Genomic DNA, 16,269 nt, shown 5'->3' with positions numbered 1-16,269 from the left:
TGCCTGGCAGCCCGACGCCCCTTGTGGACCCTCGCCTTCCGGCCGTGGAATACGCCCCTTCCGCCGGCGTCGCGGGTGCTGGGCCGGCGGCATGACCGGCGAGCATCTGCTGGACTCGCGGGCCGCCTGGATCCGGCTTTCCGCCACCGTCGCGCTTTCGGCGCTGGGCGGTGTGGGGATGTGGTCCGTCATCGTGGCGCTGCCTTATGTGCAGGCGGAGTTCGGCGTCACGCGCGGCGCGGCATCGCTGCCCTACACGCTCACCATGCTGGGCTTCGGCGCGGGCGGGATCCTGATGGGCCGCCTCGCGGACCGTCATGGCGTGATGAAGCCGATGCTTTTCGCAACGGTGATGCTGTCCGGCGGCTACGTCCTCGCCGGGCTGGCGCCGAGCCTCGCCTGGTTCACCCTGGCGCAGGGCCTGATGATCGGCATGCTCGGCGCCTCAGCCTCCCTCGTGCCGCTGATGGCCGATGCCTCGCTCTGGTTCCGGCGGCGACGCGGCATCGCGGTCGCGCTGGCGGCCTCCGGCAATTACCTGGCGGGCACCGTCTGGCCTCCGGTCCTGACCTGGCTGATCGCGGAACATGGATGGCGCATGGCCCATGTCACCGTGGGCATCATCTGCCTGGTGACGATGCTGCCGCTTTCGCTGATGCTGCGCGCCCGGGCGCCGGGATCGCGTGGTGGCGGCGCCGTGAGCGACAGCGGGGACAGCAGGCCGCTCGGCCTTTCGCGCAACGGGCTGACGGCGGTGCTGTCCTGCGCGGGCGTGGCGTGCTGCGTCGCGATGGCGATGCCGCAGGTTCATATTGTCGCCTATTGCGGCGACCTCGGCTATGGCGTGGCGCGGGGCGCGGAAATGCTGTCCCTGATGCTGGCCTGCGGCATCGTTTCGCGGGTCGGCTCCGGCCTCATCGCCGACCGAATCGGCGGGCTGCGCACGCTGATGCTGGGCTCCGTGCTGCAAGGGGTGGCGCTGTCGCTGTTCCTGTTCTTCGACGGCATGATCTCGCTTTTCGTGCTGTCGGCGCTGTTCGGCCTGTTCCAGGGCGGCATCGTGCCGGCCTATGCGGTGATCGTGCGGGAAAGCTTCCCGGCCTCCGAGGTCGGGACGCGGGTCGGCATCGTGCTGATGGCGACGCTGGTAGGAATGGCGCTGGGCGGCTGGCTTTCCGGCGTGATCTTTGATGCCACCGGCAGCTACGCCGCCGCATTCCTCAACGGCGTCGCCTGGAACGCGGCGAATGTGCTGATCGTCGCGACGCTGCTGCTGCGGAGCCGGGCCCGCCTCGCTTCCGCATGAGCGCATGGAGCCTGTTCCGCGCCAGGGGACAGGCTCCATGGATGGGCGCCGGGCAGAAGGCGCCCTTGAGGCCGCGTCATGCCGGTGCCGCGCGCGCAGCCGGCCATTGGCTACAGCGCCACGTTCCAGGCTTCCGGCACCAGGACATAGCCATCGCCCCGGCGGGCCAGATGCGCGAAGCCGGGGAAGTGCAGATGCATCCCGGCGACCAGCAGCCGGTCCGTCGCCACCATGTCAAAGATCCGGCGGCGCGTCGCGATGGCCTGCTCCGGCTCCACATCGAACTGCATGCCGACTTCCGGGCGGGGCACCTGGATTTCCGGCACATGGACGATGTCGCCCCAGATCAGCAGCGTTTCCCCGCCGGAGGCGACCGCGTAGCCGCTATGGCCCGGCGTATGGCCGGGGAGCGGCGTGGCGGTGACGCCGGGGAAGACCTCGCCGCCCTCGAACAGGCGCAGCCGCTGGCGGTAAGGCGCCAGCTGGGCCTGCGCCGCCGCGAAATATGGCACGCCCTGGCCGGTTTCCGCGGCGCGGGCGGCGGAAGCGGGGTCGTCCCAATAGGCAAGCTCCGCCCGGTGCATGCACAGCTCGGCATTCGGGAACAATGCCTGCCCGTCGGCGCCGGTCAGGCCGTTGGAATGATCGGGGTGCAGATGGGTCAGCAGGATGGTGTCAATCCCGGCCGGATCGACGCCGGCCGCGGCCAAATTGCCGAACAACTGCCCGGCGCTGGCCTGCATGGAAGGGCCGCAGCCCGTGTCGATCAGCGCCGTCCGGCCGCCGCCGCGCAGCAGGAAGGTGTTGACCGAGCCGCGGCGCGGCGTCGGCCGGAAGGCTTCCGTCAGCATGCGCGCGGCATCGTCGCCGGAGATGTTCTGCAGCGCGGCGTTGGAGCCGTTCAGGAAGCCGTCGCTGACGGCGCTGAGCAGGATCTCGCCGACCCTGCGGTGATACAGGCCCGGGACCTGCGCTTCAGGTAGCTTCGCCATGTCGGGATGTCCTTGTCGCCGCCTGGACGCGGCCCGTGTGACAATCGGCAGGAAAAAGGCCGGGCTGCAACCCGGTCCGCCCTTCCAGAGCATTTTCCGTTCGTGCTGGCTCACTTCAAATGCTCTGGCTCCTTGTTCTGTCGAGCATCTTCACCCGATCAGGCAATCCTGCGCGATCGGGATCTGCTCTAGGCCGCGTGGGGCAGTGCCAGGCCCGGCTCGTGCCACGGCATGGCCGCGAGACGCCCGGTGGTGGAAAGCGTGATATAGGCCGTCCGCAGATCGGGGCCACCGAAGCAGATATTGGTCGGCATCAGGTCCGGCATGCGGATGCTGTGCACGATCCGCCCTTCCGGGGAAACCGTGTTGATTTCCCCGCTGACCAGCGTGGCGACGACAATGTTGCCCGAGGCGGCGACCGCCAGGCTGTCCAGCCGGCGGAAGCCGGGGAACTGGCACAGGACGCTGCCGCCATGCGGGCTGGGCCAGGGCGCCTTGCGCAATTGGCCGGAGCCCAGCACGTCCCAGGCCCAGAGCCGCCCCGTCTCGGTTTCCGCGACGTAAAGCACCTTGCCATCCGGCGATAGGCCGATGCCGTTGGCGCCGCCGGGAATGGGAAAGGCGGCTTCCACGATGCGGGAACCGTCCGCCGCCGCCCAGTAAACGCCGCCATGGTCGCGGTCCCGGGGGCGGGACTTGCCGAGATCGCTGAACCAGAAGCCTTCCTGGCCATCGAAGACGAGGTCGTTCGGCCCCTTCAGGCGCTCGCCATCGCAGGAATCATACAGCCGGGTGATCTCGCCGCTGCGCGGATCGATGCGCTCGATGCGGCCGGTGGTGTAGTCCTTCGCCTGCCCGACGGCGCGCAGGATCCCAGGCTCCTCATGCCAGGCGAAGCCGCCATTGTTGCACAACACCATCATGCCGTCCGGGCCGAGCGCCAGGCCGTTGGGGCCGCCCGGCACATGCGCGATCACGCTGCGCGCGCCATCCGCCGCGATGCGGGTGACGGTGCGCGCCTCGATCTCCACCAGCGCCACGGAGCCATCCGCCAGGGCCACCGGCCCCTCGGGGAAGCGAAGCCCCTCGGCCATGATGCGCAGGCCGGGCGGGGTATCATCTGACATGGGCGTTTCCTCCTGCTATTGAGGAAGGTCCGGCGAGCGGCGCCCCCGGCCCCCTGCTTCTTCTTGTCGGGTGGAAGCGACGGCCCGCGGCCGCCAGCGGCTCAGAGCGCGGAGGGATGCTTCGCCAGCGCCGTCACCTTGATGTCCATGTAGGGAAACAGCGGCAGGGAGGACAGGATGCCGTGCAGTTCGTCCGTGTCGGCCACGTCGAAGATGGAGATGTTGGCGTAGCGGCCGGCGACGCGCCACAGATGCGGCCACTTGCCGGAACGCTGCACCTCCTGGGCGAAGGCCTTTTCCCGCGCCTTGATGTCGTTGGCCTGCTCGGCCGGCATGTCGGGCGGAAGGCGGACTTCCATGGCAACATGGAACAGCATGCGGGATCTCCCGAAGGAAAAAGGTTCAGCGGCCGGGAAAGGGGCGCCCGGCCCAGCCCTGGCTGAGCGGGGCCAGGTAGTAGAAAGTGATGACGCGGGACTGGAAGCGCCAGCGCCCGCCCTGACGCACCATGACATCGTCGTAATGACCGGCGGAAACATGGGACACGCCATTGGTCGCCGAGAGATATTCCAGCGTGATCCGCCCCCTGGCGGTGTCGCCGTCGATCTCCACTGTGCCGTTGGTGCAGAAATGCCAGAAATCCTCGGCGAGCTTCGGCACGCGCTGGCTGAAGAATTCCATCAGGGCGGCGTGGCCCCGCACCGCCTCCAGCCCCTGGAAAACGCCATCCGGGGTGAAAAGTTCGACAAAGGCCGGCCAGTCCCGGTCATCCAGAAGATGGCAATAGCGGGCGCGCAACTGGCCGATGGCCAGCTCATCCTCGATGCGTTGGATGCGCTGCTCCAGGGAGGCCATCAGAACATCTCCATCAGCCGCGCATGGTCGGAAAGATCGGCCGGCACGCCGTTGAAGATCATGCGGCCGGATTTCATGACGGCCACACGATCGGAGGCGGCGAAGGCCTCGCCCACATTCTGCTCGACCAGCAGGATAGACATGTCCAGCTTCTGTTGCAGCGCGCGGATCGGCGCCATCAGGTCCTGGAAAGTCTTGGGCGCGAGGCCGATGGAAGGCTCGTCCAGCAGCAGGATGGAGGGACGGGACAGCAGGGCACGTCCGATCGAGACCATCTGCTGCTGCCCGCCGGAAAGCTGCCCGGCACGCCGCGTCCAGAATTCGCGGATGCGCGGCAGGACGGTGAGAACCTCCTCCGTGCGCGCCTCGGCTTCCGCACCTTGCAGCCTGGCGGACCACAGGGCGAGGGCGAAATTGTCCCGCACCGGCAGGCCCGGGAAAACCCCCCGGCCTTCCGGCACATAGGCGACGCCTTCGCGCGCCATGGCATCCGGCCTGGGCTGTATCGTCCGCCCCCGCAGATGGATGGTGCCGGCGCTCGCCTGATGCAGCCCGAACAGCAGCTTCAGCAATGTCGACTTGCCTGCGCCATTATGGCCGACAAGGCAAAGCACCTCCCCCTGGGGCAGCGCCAGATCCAGCGCCGACAACACCTCGCGGCCGCCATAGCCGGAGGTCAGGCCGCGCACCTCCAGCGCCGGCGGCGCGGCGTGCCCCGTGACAGCATTCATGTCCGGCGCTCCCCGAAATAGATGCCGATCAGCTCGGGGTCGCGCAGAATGGCCTGCGGCTCCCCTTCCGCCAGCTTGGCGCCGCGATCAAGGAAGGCGATGCGCGTCGCGAGCTCGGTGACGATGTCCAGGTTGTGCTCGATCAGGCAGATCGTCACGCCGTCCGCCACCGCGGAGCGCACCAGCGAAACGAAGCGCGCGCGCGAATGCGGGTCGAGGCCCGAGGCGGGCTCATCCAGCAGCCAGATGCGCCCGCCCGTGGCCAGGATGCGCGCCATGGAGAGGAATTTGCGTTCGGCATAGGCCAGGTCGGCCGCGCGCGCATCGGCCAGGGCCGTCAGGCCAGTGCGGTCCAGCGCCGCATCAACCGCGGCTTCGCGCGCGCGCCGCGCCGCGCCGCCGCCCGGCTGCCAGAGCCAGGCGCTGTGCTCGATGGCGGCCAGCACGTTGTCCCGCACCGACATGCGCCCGAACAGCCGCAGATCCTGGAAGCTGCGCGCGACGCCCATCCGGGCGATGCGGTGCGGCACCATGCCGCGCACCGGCTTACCATTCACCAGCACCTCTCCCGCATCGGGCGGGATGTTGCCGGTGATCAGGTTGAAGATCGTGGTCTTGCCGGCGCCGTTCGGCCCGACCAGCGCGGTGCAGATGCCGGCCTGGAGGTCCAGATCGACGTCCTGCACCGCGGTCAGCCCGCCGAACTTCTTGTTCAGGCCACGCACGGAAAGCGGAAGATCCGTCATCAGCGGCGCCCCGTCGATTGCCCGGCGAGGCCTGCGGGGCGGAAGATCATCAGCAGCGTCATGGCGCCGCCATAGATGAGCTGCTGCACGGCGCCGATCTGCGTCGGCGGGATGAAGGGCAGGAAGGACAGCGCGGCCGGCAGCAGCAACAGCAGCAGCACGCCGACCAGCGGGCCCGCCAGCGTCGCGGTGCCGCCGATGATCACCATGGCCATCACCAGGATCGACTGCTCCAGCGTGAAGCTCTCGACATTCACGAAAGCCATGTAGAAGGCGAACAACGCGCCCGCGACGCCCGCCAGCGTGCAGCCGAGGCCGACCGCCAGCGTCTTCAGCCGCGGCACGTCCTTGCCGAAGGCTTCCGCCGCGCTTTCGCTGTCGCGGATGGCCATCAGCGCCCGGCCGAAGCTGCCGCGCATCAGCATGCGGATGGCCAGCAGCACGCCGCCCAGCACCAGCAGGCAGAAGACCAGGAAGGTGGCGGGCTCGGAAATGTCGATGCCGAACAGGGTCGGCATCGGGATGCCGACCAGGCCGCCATGCCCTCCCGTCAGTGAATGCGCCTCGGAGAACAGCGTGACCGCCATCATCTGCAGGCCCAGGCTGGCCGCGACGAAATACTCGCCCCGCACCCGCAGCGCCGGCAGCGCCAGGCAGAGCGACAGGGCGCCCGCCAGCACCCCGCCGGCCAGGCAGGCCAGCAGCACATCGGGAATGAACAGGATGGCGAGCTGCGCCCCCGTATAGGCGCCGATGCCAAAGAACACGGCATGGGCGATGCTGAAGATGCCGGCATAGCCGATCAGCAGGTTCAGGCTCGCGGCCAGGATGCCGAAAACCGTGGCCAGCGTGGCCAGGTTGAGCAGATAGGCGATCATCGCGTCACCGCCTGCCCGAAAAGGCCGCTGGGCTTGAACAGGATGAAGATGAACAGCACGACGAAGCCTGCGGCGCTGCTCCATTGCGTGTCCAGCACGGAGATCACGAGGTTTTCCACCACGCCCAGCAGCAGGCCCGCCAGGGCCGCGCCCCTCAGGCTGCCGATGCCGCCGACCACCGCGGAAGCCAGGCTGATCAGCATGACCTGCGCCGAGATCGCGGGTTGCAGGCCCGAGGTCACGGCGGTCAGCACCGCGCCCGGCACAGTGAGCGCGGAGCCGAGCCCGAAGGCCAGGGCGGAAAGCTTGCGGGATGACAGGCCATAGGCGCGCAGCAACTCCGGGTTCTCGGACAATGCGCGCAGGCCGATGCCGGCGCGGGTGCGCTCCAGGAACAGCCCCACAATGGCGAAAAGCACCACCGCGACCCCGACGGCGACCCAGAAGATGTTGGCGAGGTAGAGGCCGGGCATGACCTCCTTCGCCATGGTCAGGGCGCTGGGCACCACCGCGAAGCCGCGGCCGAAGCCGATCTCGATCAGGCTCTGCACCACGATGGTCATGCCGAAGGCAGCCACGAAAACGGTGAAGAAGGAACCTTCGTGGCGCTGGATCGGGCGGTAGATGAAGGCATCCATGCCAAGCCCGAAGGCGACCGCCACGGCCAGCGCGGCGAGGCAGCCCACCGGCCAGGGCAGGCCAGCCTGGCTGCACATCAGGAAAGCGTAGCCGGCAAGGGCGAAGCTGGCGCCATGCGCCACATGGAAGATCCGCGTGGCACCGAAGATCAGGGCGAATCCCGCCGCCGTCAGCGCATAGATCGCGCCGGTCTGGATGCCATTGAACAGAAGCTGCAGAAAGAGCATGGCGTCACGCGATCTTCTGGAAGCTGCCGCCCTGGATGCGGTTGATCTGCATGGGCATGCTCATGGTGCCCTGATCCTCGAAGCTGCCCTCGCCGCCGACCATGGGGAAGCGGCGGACGCGCAGCAATTCCTCGCGCAGGTTTTCGCCGGTCACCGGCTTGTCCGCCTTCTCAAGACCCTGGGCCAACAGGCCGAACAGCCGCATGGCGTTGTAGTAGTTCTGGTTGTAGCTGGTGGGATCGGAATTGTACCTGGCGCGCCAGTCGGTGACGAAGCGCTGCGTCAGCGGATCGGGCGCGGACCAGTCGGAAGCCTGGCTGGTGAAGACCAGGCCGTCGCTTTCCGGCAATCCCACGACGGAGGGGATGCTGCCCGCGGAATAGGTCAGGATCTGCTGCGACACGCCGTTGTCGCGCAGCTGCTTGATGATCTGCGCCTGCTGCGCGCCATAGCTGGCGAAGTAGACGGCATCTGGCCGGGTGTCGCGCACGCGGGCGGCGATGGCGGCGAATTGCTGCGTCGCGGGCGGGATGCTGAAGCTGCCCACAAGGCTGCCGCCGGCGCCCGGCAGGCCGTCCTTCAGCTGCTGCAGGATGCCGTTGCCCAGCGGGTCATCGACATAGATCAGCGCGATCCTGGACAGGTTCTGCTGCTTCAGCCAGGGCAGAAGAACCTGCACCTCCTGGTTGACCAGCGGAATGACGTTCCAGAAGTAAGGGGAAAGATTGGCCAGGTCCGGCCCGACGCCGCCGCCATTGATCATCATGACCTTGCTGCGGGTGCCGATCGGCGCCGCCGCCTTGGAAACGCCTGTGAAGCCCAGCATCACGTAGGACGCCTTGTCGACATTGGCCAGCTTCGTCATGCCGACGGCGCCGCCCTGCGGCGTCGCCAGGCTGTCCTGGGCGCGGATCTCGACCGGCCTCTTCAGCATACCCTCGGCGCGGAGATGCTCGGCCGCGAGCTGGATGCCATTGGTGAAGATCGTGCCATATTCGGCATTCGGGCCAGCCATGGGGAAAAGCGTTCCGACCACATAGGCACCCTCCTGGGCCCGCAGGATGCGCGGCGCGGCCAGGCTGGCGGCACCTGCGGCGAGGGTGGTGGCAAGCAGGCTGCGGCGATCAAGCATTTGGGTCTCCCTAACCCTGTGTTTCTTGGTTGGACGCGAGGAAGGCGGTGGCGTCAGCCTTGCCGCAGCGGCGCCTCCGTCATGGCCTGCAAGGCCTCGAAGCTGAGGCCATCGACCATATCCACCACGCGAAAGCCTTCCGGCGTGACATCGATCACCGCCAGATTGGTGTAGATGCGTGAAACGGCCGCGGCGGCTGTCAGCGGGTAGGAACAACGCTTCACAAGGCGGGGCCGCCCTTCCCGCGTCGTGTGCTCCATCGCGACCCAAAGGCGGCGCGCGCCCACGGCGAGGTCCATGGCACCGCCCACGGCCGGCGCCGTGTCCGTGGCCGACACCGCCCAATTGGCGATGTCCCCGTTTTCCGCGACCTCGAAGGCACCGAGGACGCACAAGTCCAGATGCCCGCCGCGGATCATGGCGAAGCTGTCGGCGTGATGGATGTAGGCGCCGCCCTTGCGCAGCGTCACTGGCTGCTTGCCGGCGTTGATCAGCCAGGGATTCACGGCATCGGCGGCGGGCGCCGGGCCGAAGCCGATGACGCCGTTCTCCGACTGGAAGATCACCTCGCGTTCCTCGGGCACCTGGTCCGCCACCAGCGTCGGGATGCCGATGCCGAGATTCACCACCCAGCCCTCGGGAATGTCGCGCGCCACGCGGCTGGCGATCTGGCTGCGGTTGCGGGGCTTCCAGCCCTGTTCCGTTGCGGTCTGCACCATGGCTTCCCTTCAGGCCGCCGCCGCGGCTGTGGCATAGGGCACATGCACGATGCGGTCGACAAAGACGCCCGAGGTGACGATCGCCTCGGGGTCCAGCTCGCCGAGCTCGACGATGTGCTGCGCCTGCGCGATTGTCAGCTTGCCCGCCATGGCCATGACCGGATTGAAGTTCCGCGCGGATTCGCGATAGGTGAGGTTGCCCCAGCGATCGGCGCGCCATCCCTCGATCAGCGCCACATCGCCATGCAGCGCCTTTTCCAGCAGATAAGGGCGGCCATCGATCTCGCGCACCTCCTTGCCTTCCGCCAGCAGCGTGCCGACGCCGGTCGGGGTGTAGAAGGCCGGGACGCCGGCGCCGGCCGCGCGCAGCCGTTCCGCCAGCGTGCCCTGCGGCACGATCTCCAGCTCGATGCGCCCGGCCCGGTAGAGTTCCTCGAAGACCGACGAGCCCGGGCTGCGCGGGAAGCTGCAGATCATGCGGCGGACACGGCCGAGTTCCAGCAGCCGCGCCAGGCCGGTGCGGCCGGAGCCCGCATTGTTGGCGACCACGGTGAGGTTTGTGGCGCCCTGCTCGATCAGGCCGTCGATCAGCGCATCCGCCTGGCCCACGGCGCCGAAGCCGCCCAGCAGGATGCAGGCGCCATCCGGCACATCGGCCAGCGCATCGGCCACCATTCGCACGCGCTTGTCGATCATTGGGCCCCGCGCTCCGCCTGGTGGTGCGGAGCCGTGGTCCCGAAGCCTGTGAGGCTGGTCATCGCTTTCTGGCGCCTCCCGCGCGGGCCTCTCCGGGCCATGACGCTTTTTTGCGGTTTGTCCGCATAGTGGACAATTGTCCGTAAATCCCGAATATGACGAACCACGGGAACCGTGCTGTCAAGCAGATTTTCCGTGCCGGAAAATGTGGCTTGCGAGCGAATGCGCCGCAGCGGTAAGCGATCGGCGGCGCCGAGGCAGGATCGAGGGAATGGCTGTGCAGGCAGCACGGATAATTTTGCCTTGACAACGAATATCGCTGCCTCTGCGAAGAAGGCCTCGCGGGGGGCGGCGCCTGCCCTGAATGACACATCCGGCCGCGGCCCGGATTTCGTCGCCGCGCTGGAGCGCGGGCTGACGGTGCTGGAAACTTTTGGCCGGGGGCGGGAAAGACTCACCCTGTCCGAGGTCGCGGCACACACGAAGCTCAGCCGCGGAACCGCGCGCCGCTTCCTGCTGACACTTGTGGAACTGCAGTTCCTGGCCAGCGACGGCAAGAATTTCTGGCTGACGCCAAAGGTGCTGAATCTCAGCCATGGCTACCTGACCTCCTTCGGGCGCGGCGAGGTCGCCCGGCCGGTGTTGCAGGCGGTGTCGGACAGGTTCCAGGAATCCTGTTCCATGGCCGTGCTGGAAGGCGCGGATGTGGTTTATGTCGCGCGGGTGGAGGCACGGCGTGTGTTCTCATCCCGCATCGATGTCGGAACCCGGCTGCCGGCCCATTGCTCCTCGCTGGGCCGCGTGCTGCTCGCCGCCCTGCCGGAAGATCAGTTCGAGGCCTGGATGGCACGGCATGATCTGGTGGCCTGGACGGAGCGGACGATCACCGATCCCGGCCGCTTCCGCGCCCGCATCCAGGATGTGCGGCGCGCGCGGCACGCGATCATCGACGGGGAGATCGAACTCGGCAGCCGGTCTATCGCCGTTCCCATCGTCAACCGTTCCGGCGCCACCGTGGCGGCGCTGAACATCGGAACATCGGCGGCGCGTGTTTCGCTGGATCAGCTGCGCCGCACCTTCCTGCCCGTGCTGCGGGAAGCGGCGCAGCAGATCGGCGGCGCCCTGGATGGCTGGTGACGCCGTGGAAACAACAAGAACGGGGAGATGCGGATGGACTGGATCGAGGTGAATGGGATTGGGCTGCGTTACGCACTGAGCGGCGAGGGCCACGAAACGCTGGTGCTGGTGCACGAAATGGGCGGCACGATGGACAGCTGGGACATGCTGGTCCCGCAGCTCGACCCGCGTTTCCGGGTGCTGCGCTACGACACGCGCGGCGCCGGGCTTTCCACCAAGGCGCGTTCGCCACTCGGCATCGACACCATGGCGCAGGACCTCGAAGCGCTGCTCGATGCGCTGGGCATCGGCCCTGTTCTGCTCGCGGGCTGTGCCGTTGGCGGCGCGATCGCGCTGCATTTCGCGGCGACGCGGCCGCAGCGCGTGCGCGGACTGATCGCGATGGGTCCGGCGACCGGCATTCCCGCCGAACGCCGGCAGGCCGTGCTGGACCACGCCGACACGGTGCAACGCAACGGCATGGCCGCCGTGGCCGAGGTGGAGCTAGGCCGCAGCTATCCGGAGATCCTGCGCGGCGACGCGGCGCGCTTCCGGCGTTTCCGCGCACGCTGGCTCGCCAATGATCCCGATAGCTACGCAGCCATCTACCGCATGCTGGCCGGCCTGGAGATGCAGGCCGGCATCGCCTCGATCCGCTGCCCGACATTGTTCCTGGCCGGCGAGCACGATCCGCTGCGCCCTCCCGCCATGATCGAGCCGCTGTCGCGGCTGGTGCCGGGCGCCTCGTTCCAGCCGGTGGAAAGCGGGCACTTCATGGCGGTGCAAACGCCGGAGCTTGTCGCCGGGGCCTTCAACGCCTTTCTGGCGAGGTTCTGATGCACCGCAGGCAGGCATGCTGCCCTCCGCGAGGATAATGCCTGCGCCTGGAATCTGTTCGCCTGACTGATGTTCCGCCCACGGGCGGCCTCGCGGCCCGCATGGATGCGGGCTTCCCCGCGCCGGTTCGCCATGTGCGCTGGAGCACAGCCGGCTCGCGGGTACCGCCCTACAAGGCGTCCCGGGGCGCGCTTGCGGCAAGCGCGCCGGATCGGAAGGGCGGGATGATGGCTCAGGCAGCACGGCCCCGGAACAAGAGCATGGGATCATGCAAGGAAGCGCCTCACGGCGGCATCCCTTGCCTCATCCATGCCGCGCTGGATGCGATGCGCCACTGGTGGCGGATCGGGCGGCACTACCGGCCGGAGCGCCGGTACATGAGGGGCGGGCGGCGTGATGCCGCCTCTGCCATCATGGATCGCTGAGCATCGCCTGCCGGACGGCCCGGAACGGCGAAGACAGGCACGCCATCTCCGGACCTCACACGTCCAGATTGGCCACCTTCAGGGCGTTGCCGACAATGAACTCGCGGCGCGGCTCGACCACATCCCCCATCAGGGTGGAGAACACCTGCTCGGCATCCTCCACATCCTCGATCTTCACCTGCAGCAGGGTGCGCACCGCCGGGTCCAGCGTGGTGCTCCAGAGCTGGTCCGGGTTCATCTCGCCCAGGCCCTTGAAGCGCTGAATGGCGAGACCCTTGCGGCCCTGCAACAGGATGCGGTCGAAGGCCGCTAGCGGTCCCGCGACCGCCGTGGCGGCACCGGACTCCATTTCAAGCGTCGCCGGCTCCGTCCAGGCGGCGGCGAGGGCGGCGTGGCGTTCGTTCAGCCAGCGTGCCTCGGGGCTGCGCAGAGTGGCATTGTCCAGGCGGTGCCGCTCGGCCACGCCGCGCACCGTGCGGCCCATCACCAGCCCCTCGGCGCCCGGCGCGACCTTCCAGCCGCGCTCGGTGATCAGCGCCAGCGCATCCAGCCGCGCCGCCAGCAGCGGGGCGGCGGCCATGGCGCGCTCCTTTTCCCCGGTCAGGGCGCCGGCAATGGCCGCCTGCTCCACCAGCTCGCTCGGCAGGTTGGTGGACAGGCGGCGGATGCGGTGCGCGGTCTGGCGCAGGCTTTCCACCACCTCGTGCAGCTCATCGCCCTCCACCCGGCGGCCATCGGCGAAGCGCAGGCTGGCGCCGTGCAGGGCCTTCTCCAGCAGGAAGTCCTCCAGCGCGCGGTCGTCCTTCAGGTAGCGCTCCTCCTGGCCGCGCTTGGCGCGGTAGAGCGGCGGCTGGGCGATGTAGAGATGGCCGCGCTGCAACAGCTCCGGCATCTGCCGGAAGAAGAAGGTCAGCAGCAGGGTGCGGATGTGCGAGCCGTCCACGTCGGCGTCGGTCATGATGACGATGCGGTGGTAGCGCAGCTTGTCGGCCGAGAAGCCGCCCTTCTCCACCGGCCCGGTGCCGATGCCGGTGCCGAGCGCCGTGATCAGCGTGCCGATCTCGGCCGAGGACAGCATCTTGTCGATGCGCGCGCGCTCGACGTTCAGGATCTTGCCCTTCAGCGGCAGGATGGCCTGGAAGCGGCGGTCGCGGCCCTGCTTGGCGGAACCGCCGGCCGAGTCACCCTCGACCAGGAAGATCTCGCACTTGGTGGGGTCCTTCTCCTGGCAGTCGGCCAGCTTGCCGGGCAGGGTCGAGATATCGAGCGCGTTCTTGCGGCCGACCTTCTCGCGCGCCAGCTGCGCCGCCTTGCGGGCGGCGGCGGCGAGCACGACCTGGTCCAGGATGATCCGGGCCTCCTTCGGATGCGTCTCGAACCAGTGGGAGAGCGCATCGGCCACCGCCATCTGCACCACCGGCTGCACCTCGGAGGAGACCAGCTTGTCCTTGGTCTGGGAGGAGAATTTCGGGTCCGGCACCTTCACGGACAGGACGGCCGTCAGGCCCTCGCGCATGTCCTCTCCGGACAGCTCGACCTTTTCCTTCTTCGCCAGTTCCTCGGCGTATTTCATCACCACGCGGGTCAGGGCCTGGCGGAAGCCCGCCTGGTGCGTGCCGCCGTCGCGCTGGGGGATGTTGTTGGTGAAGCACAGCGCCAGCTCATGCGGGCTGGTGTTCCACCACATCGCCAGCTCGACCTGGATGCCGGTGCCTTCCTTGGCCTTCAGGCTGATGGCCGGCTTGAACAACGGCTCCTTGGCGCGGTCCAGCCATTCCACGAAAGCGATCAGGCCGCCCTCGAAGCAGAAGGAAACCTCCTTGGGCGGCTCGCCGGCTTCAGCGAGGCGCTCATCGCGCAGCACAATGGCCAGGCCCGAGTTCAGGAAAGCCAGTTCGCGCAGGCGCTTCTCCAGCACGGCGAACTCGTATTCGGTGCGGGTGAAGGTGCCGGCGGACGGCTTGAAGGTCACGCGGGTGCCGTTGCCGCGCCCGGCCGGGCCGACCACCTTGAGCGGCTGCACCGTTTCGCCATGCTCGAAGCGAATGAAATGCTCGGTGCCGTCACGCCAGATGGTCACGTCCATCCATTCGGACAGCGCGTTCACCACCGCGGCGCCGACGCCATGCAGGCCGCCGGACACCTTGTAGGAGTTCTGGTTGAACTTGCCGCCGGCATGGAGCCGGGTCAGCACCACCTCGGCGGCGGACACGCCTTCCTCGACATGGATGTCGGTGGGAATGCCGCGGCCATCATCGGTGACGCTGACGGAGCCGTCGGCGTTCAGCACCACCTCGCAGCGCGTGGCATAGCCGGCCTGGGCTTCGTCCACGGCGTTGTCGATGATCTCGAACGCCATGTGGTGCAGGCCCGAGCCGTCATCGGTGTCGCCGATATACATGCCGGGGCGCTTGCGGACGGCTTCCAGTCCCCGCAACACGGTGATGGAGGCGCTGTCATAGGCATCCGCCATCGGGTCGGTGACGGGGGACGGCGCGCGCGCGGACTCACTCATGCCGGCGGGAAACTCCTGCTTTTGGTCGGGCTGATCCATTGGATTTTATAGCGGTTTTTGGTCATCCCGGCACGGGGAAATCAGCAAGGGGGCGCAGCCCGCCGGGAATGGCTTCCAGGAACTGCGCCTGGTCCCTCATGGGGGCGAAGGGCGCTGCCTCGGTGCCGGTCAGGAAGCACTGGGCGGGAAGCGCCCGCAGCGCGGTGAACAGGGATGCGCGGCGGCCAGGGTCCAGATGCGCCGCGACCTCATCCAGCAGCAGCAGGGGGGCGAAGCCGCGATGCGCCGCCACCAGGGCCGCCTGGGCCAGGATGACGCTGACCAGCAAGGCCTTCTGCTCGCCGGTGGAGCACAGCTCCGCCGGGATGTCCTGCGGCAGCAGCACCATGCGCAGATCGGTCCGGTGGGCGCCCTGACGGGCTCCGCCGGCCGCGGCATCCCGCACGCGGTCCGCGGCCAAGCCGGCCCGCAGATCCTCCTCCACCGCAAGTGCCGGCCGTGCCGCCAGGGCATCGGCGATCGGGCAAAGCAGCGACAGGCTGGCGGAAGGAAAGCTGCCCGACAGGCCGGCCCGCAGAACGCCGTTCAGCCCTGCCAGCGCCGCCTGACGGGCAGCAATGGCGGCGACGGCATGACGCGCCATGGCGTCCTCCAGCGCGTCCAGCCAGGCCACGTCCCGGCGCCCTTCCGACAGCAGGCGGTTGCGCTGGGTCATGGCCGTATCGTGGGCCGCGACCTCCCGTGCATGGGAAGGCTCCAGCGACCAGACCAGCCGATCCAGGAAGCGGCGGCGGCCGCTGGCGCTTTCCTGGAAAAGCCGGTCCATCTGGGGTGTCAGCCACAGCACGGCGATATGGTGGGACAACTCGGCTTGGCTGCGCACGGCATTGCCGTCCAGCCGGAAGCTGCGGCGATCGGCCCCGGCCTCGGCGCCGGTGCCGATGGTCACCGGGCCGGAGGGTGCCTCGAAATGCCCGGCGGCGGCCCAACTGAGCGCGGCTTCGGAATGGCGCGGCAACTCCGCCCCGCGGGCACCGCGCAAGCCACGGCCTGGGGAAAGCAGGGAGATCGCTTCCAGCAGATTGGTCTTGCCGGTGCCATTGGGGCCGGCCACGACAATGCTGTCGTGGTCAAAGGTCTGGCTTAGGGAAGGGTAGCTTCGGAAGTCCTGCAGGATCAGGCGCTGGAGCCGAAGCTTTGGGATGTCATGCACCAGGGTGGTTTAGCACCAATGGCCCGCCATGACGAACGGGATGCGGGGACAGGATTTGAACCTGTGACCTTCAGGTTATGAGCCTGACGAGCTACCGGGCTGCTCCACCCCGCGT

The 16,269-nt window shown here is 68.3% G+C and carries 16 protein-coding genes and 1 tRNA gene; 3 read left to right on the top strand and 14 right to left on the bottom strand.

Features of this window, described 5'->3' with window-relative positions; translation table 11 throughout:
* The first annotated feature begins 91 nt into the window (after positions 1-91).
* A complete protein-coding gene (locus F0Q34_RS14990; RefSeq protein ID WP_149813043.1) occupies positions 92-1,306 on the top strand; it encodes an MFS transporter in 1,215 nt (404 codons plus the stop codon).
* 110 nt (positions 1,307-1,416) lie between these two features.
* Here the strand turns inward: F0Q34_RS14990 and F0Q34_RS14985 are convergent, their stop codons facing one another.
* The 11 genes from F0Q34_RS14985 to F0Q34_RS14935 form a co-directional block, all read right to left on the bottom strand.
* Positions 1,417-2,298 (bottom strand): MBL fold metallo-hydrolase, encoded by an 882-nt coding sequence (locus F0Q34_RS14985; protein ID WP_149813042.1) that lies wholly within the window; start codon positions 2,296-2,298, stop codon positions 1,417-1,419.
* Between the two features lie 188 nt (positions 2,299-2,486).
* Positions 2,487-3,425: an SMP-30/gluconolactonase/LRE family protein gene (locus F0Q34_RS14980; RefSeq protein WP_149813041.1), complete on the bottom strand. Its 939-nt coding sequence runs from the start codon at positions 3,423-3,425 to the stop codon at positions 2,487-2,489.
* A gap of 101 nt (positions 3,426-3,526) precedes the next feature.
* On the bottom strand, positions 3,527-3,802 hold the full coding sequence (gene catC / locus F0Q34_RS14975) for a muconolactone Delta-isomerase (protein ID WP_149813040.1): 276 nt from the start codon (positions 3,800-3,802) through the stop codon (positions 3,527-3,529).
* Positions 3,803-3,827: 25 nt separating this feature from the next.
* Positions 3,828-4,280, bottom strand: coding sequence for a nuclear transport factor 2 family protein (locus tag F0Q34_RS14970; protein WP_149813039.1), 453 nt, complete (start codon positions 4,278-4,280; stop codon positions 3,828-3,830).
* Positions 4,280-5,011 carry an ABC transporter ATP-binding protein gene (locus F0Q34_RS14965; protein WP_149813038.1) on the bottom strand — a complete coding sequence of 244 codons (732 nt, stop codon included), beginning with the start codon at positions 5,009-5,011 and terminating at the stop codon, positions 4,280-4,282. The genes F0Q34_RS14970 and F0Q34_RS14965 overlap by 1 nt, the downstream gene beginning before the upstream one ends.
* Positions 5,008-5,757 carry an ABC transporter ATP-binding protein gene (locus tag F0Q34_RS14960; protein WP_149813037.1) on the bottom strand — a complete coding sequence of 250 codons (750 nt, stop codon included), beginning with the start codon at positions 5,755-5,757 and terminating at the stop codon, positions 5,008-5,010. Before F0Q34_RS14960 ends, F0Q34_RS14965 begins: the two co-directional genes overlap by 4 nt.
* Positions 5,757-6,635 carry a branched-chain amino acid ABC transporter permease gene (locus F0Q34_RS14955; protein WP_149813036.1) on the bottom strand — a complete coding sequence of 293 codons (879 nt, stop codon included), beginning with the start codon at positions 6,633-6,635 and terminating at the stop codon, positions 5,757-5,759. Before F0Q34_RS14955 ends, F0Q34_RS14960 begins: the two co-directional genes overlap by 1 nt.
* Positions 6,632-7,501, bottom strand: coding sequence for a branched-chain amino acid ABC transporter permease (locus tag F0Q34_RS14950; RefSeq protein ID WP_149813035.1), 870 nt, complete (start codon positions 7,499-7,501; stop codon positions 6,632-6,634). Before F0Q34_RS14950 ends, F0Q34_RS14955 begins: the two co-directional genes overlap by 4 nt.
* A gap of 4 nt (positions 7,502-7,505) precedes the next feature.
* Positions 7,506-8,633: an ABC transporter substrate-binding protein gene (locus F0Q34_RS14945; RefSeq protein WP_149813034.1), complete on the bottom strand. Its 1,128-nt coding sequence runs from the start codon at positions 8,631-8,633 to the stop codon at positions 7,506-7,508.
* 53 nt (positions 8,634-8,686) lie between these two features.
* Positions 8,687-9,352: a 3-oxoacid CoA-transferase subunit B gene (locus F0Q34_RS14940; protein ID WP_149813033.1), complete on the bottom strand. Its 666-nt coding sequence runs from the start codon at positions 9,350-9,352 to the stop codon at positions 8,687-8,689.
* A gap of 9 nt (positions 9,353-9,361) precedes the next feature.
* Entirely contained in the window at positions 9,362-10,048 is a 687-nt protein-coding gene (locus tag F0Q34_RS14935) for a 3-oxoacid CoA-transferase subunit A (protein WP_149813032.1), read from the bottom strand.
* A 303-nt stretch (positions 10,049-10,351) separates the two neighbouring features.
* Between F0Q34_RS14935 and F0Q34_RS14930 the strand changes: the two genes are divergently transcribed.
* The gene (locus F0Q34_RS14930) at positions 10,352-11,185 is read left to right on the top strand and encodes an IclR family transcriptional regulator domain-containing protein (protein WP_241665506.1); all 834 of its coding nucleotides are present in this window, start codon (positions 10,352-10,354) and stop codon (positions 11,183-11,185) included.
* Positions 11,186-11,212: 27 nt separating this feature from the next.
* Positions 11,213-12,001: an alpha/beta fold hydrolase gene (locus F0Q34_RS14925; protein WP_149813030.1), complete on the top strand. Its 789-nt coding sequence runs from the start codon at positions 11,213-11,215 to the stop codon at positions 11,999-12,001.
* A 480-nt stretch (positions 12,002-12,481) separates the two neighbouring features.
* Here the strand turns inward: F0Q34_RS14925 and gyrB are convergent, their stop codons facing one another.
* The 3 genes from gyrB to F0Q34_RS14910 all read right to left on the bottom strand — a co-directional run bounded on the left by gyrB (position 12,482) and on the right by F0Q34_RS14910 (position 16,268).
* Positions 12,482-14,941: a DNA topoisomerase (ATP-hydrolyzing) subunit B gene (gyrB, locus tag F0Q34_RS14920; protein ID WP_149813029.1), complete on the bottom strand. Its 2,460-nt coding sequence runs from the start codon at positions 14,939-14,941 to the stop codon at positions 12,482-12,484.
* Positions 14,942-15,002: 61 nt separating this feature from the next.
* The gene (gene recF, locus F0Q34_RS14915) at positions 15,003-16,154 is read right to left on the bottom strand and encodes a DNA replication/repair protein RecF (RefSeq protein ID WP_241665505.1); all 1,152 of its coding nucleotides are present in this window, start codon (positions 16,152-16,154) and stop codon (positions 15,003-15,005) included.
* A 40-nt stretch (positions 16,155-16,194) separates the two neighbouring features.
* Positions 16,195-16,268 (bottom strand) — tRNA-Met (locus F0Q34_RS14910).
* Position 16,269 lies beyond the last annotated feature (1 nt).

Origin of the sequence: Teichococcus oryzae (genome assembly GCF_008386565.1) — a bacterium.
In the GTDB taxonomy this organism is placed as follows: domain Bacteria; phylum Pseudomonadota; class Alphaproteobacteria; order Acetobacterales; family Acetobacteraceae; genus Pseudoroseomonas; species Pseudoroseomonas oryzae.
Note: the sequence above shows the minus strand (reverse complement) of the source record. Positions and strands in the feature narration are given on the sequence as shown.

Coding starts and splice junctions, on each gene's coding strand:
- F0Q34_RS14990 (WP_149813043.1), top strand. CDS start 92: ATGACCGGCGAGCATCTGCTGGACTCGCGGGCCGCCTGGATCCGGCTT.
- F0Q34_RS14960 (WP_149813037.1), bottom strand. CDS start 5,757: ATGACGGATCTTCCGCTTTCCGTGCGTGGCCTGAACAAGAAGTTCGGC.
- F0Q34_RS14935 (WP_149813032.1), bottom strand. CDS start 10,048: ATGATCGACAAGCGCGTGCGAATGGTGGCCGATGCGCTGGCCGATGTG.
- F0Q34_RS14945 (WP_149813034.1), bottom strand. CDS start 8,633: ATGCTTGATCGCCGCAGCCTGCTTGCCACCACCCTCGCCGCAGGTGCC.
- F0Q34_RS14925 (WP_149813030.1), top strand. CDS start 11,213: ATGCGGATGGACTGGATCGAGGTGAATGGGATTGGGCTGCGTTACGCA.
- catC (WP_149813040.1), bottom strand. CDS start 3,802: ATGCTGTTCCATGTTGCCATGGAAGTCCGCCTTCCGCCCGACATGCCG.
- F0Q34_RS14965 (WP_149813038.1), bottom strand. CDS start 5,011: ATGAATGCTGTCACGGGGCACGCCGCGCCGCCGGCGCTGGAGGTGCGC.
- F0Q34_RS14985 (WP_149813042.1), bottom strand. CDS start 2,298: ATGGCGAAGCTACCTGAAGCGCAGGTCCCGGGCCTGTATCACCGCAGG.
- F0Q34_RS14955 (WP_149813036.1), bottom strand. CDS start 6,635: ATGATCGCCTATCTGCTCAACCTGGCCACGCTGGCCACGGTTTTCGGC.
- F0Q34_RS14940 (WP_149813033.1), bottom strand. CDS start 9,352: ATGGTGCAGACCGCAACGGAACAGGGCTGGAAGCCCCGCAACCGCAGC.
- gyrB (WP_149813029.1), bottom strand. CDS start 14,941: ATGAGTGAGTCCGCGCGCGCGCCGTCCCCCGTCACCGACCCGATGGCG.
- F0Q34_RS14970 (WP_149813039.1), bottom strand. CDS start 4,280: ATGGCCTCCCTGGAGCAGCGCATCCAACGCATCGAGGATGAGCTGGCC.
- F0Q34_RS14950 (WP_149813035.1), bottom strand. CDS start 7,501: ATGCTCTTTCTGCAGCTTCTGTTCAATGGCATCCAGACCGGCGCGATC.
- F0Q34_RS14980 (WP_149813041.1), bottom strand. CDS start 3,425: ATGTCAGATGATACCCCGCCCGGCCTGCGCATCATGGCCGAGGGGCTT.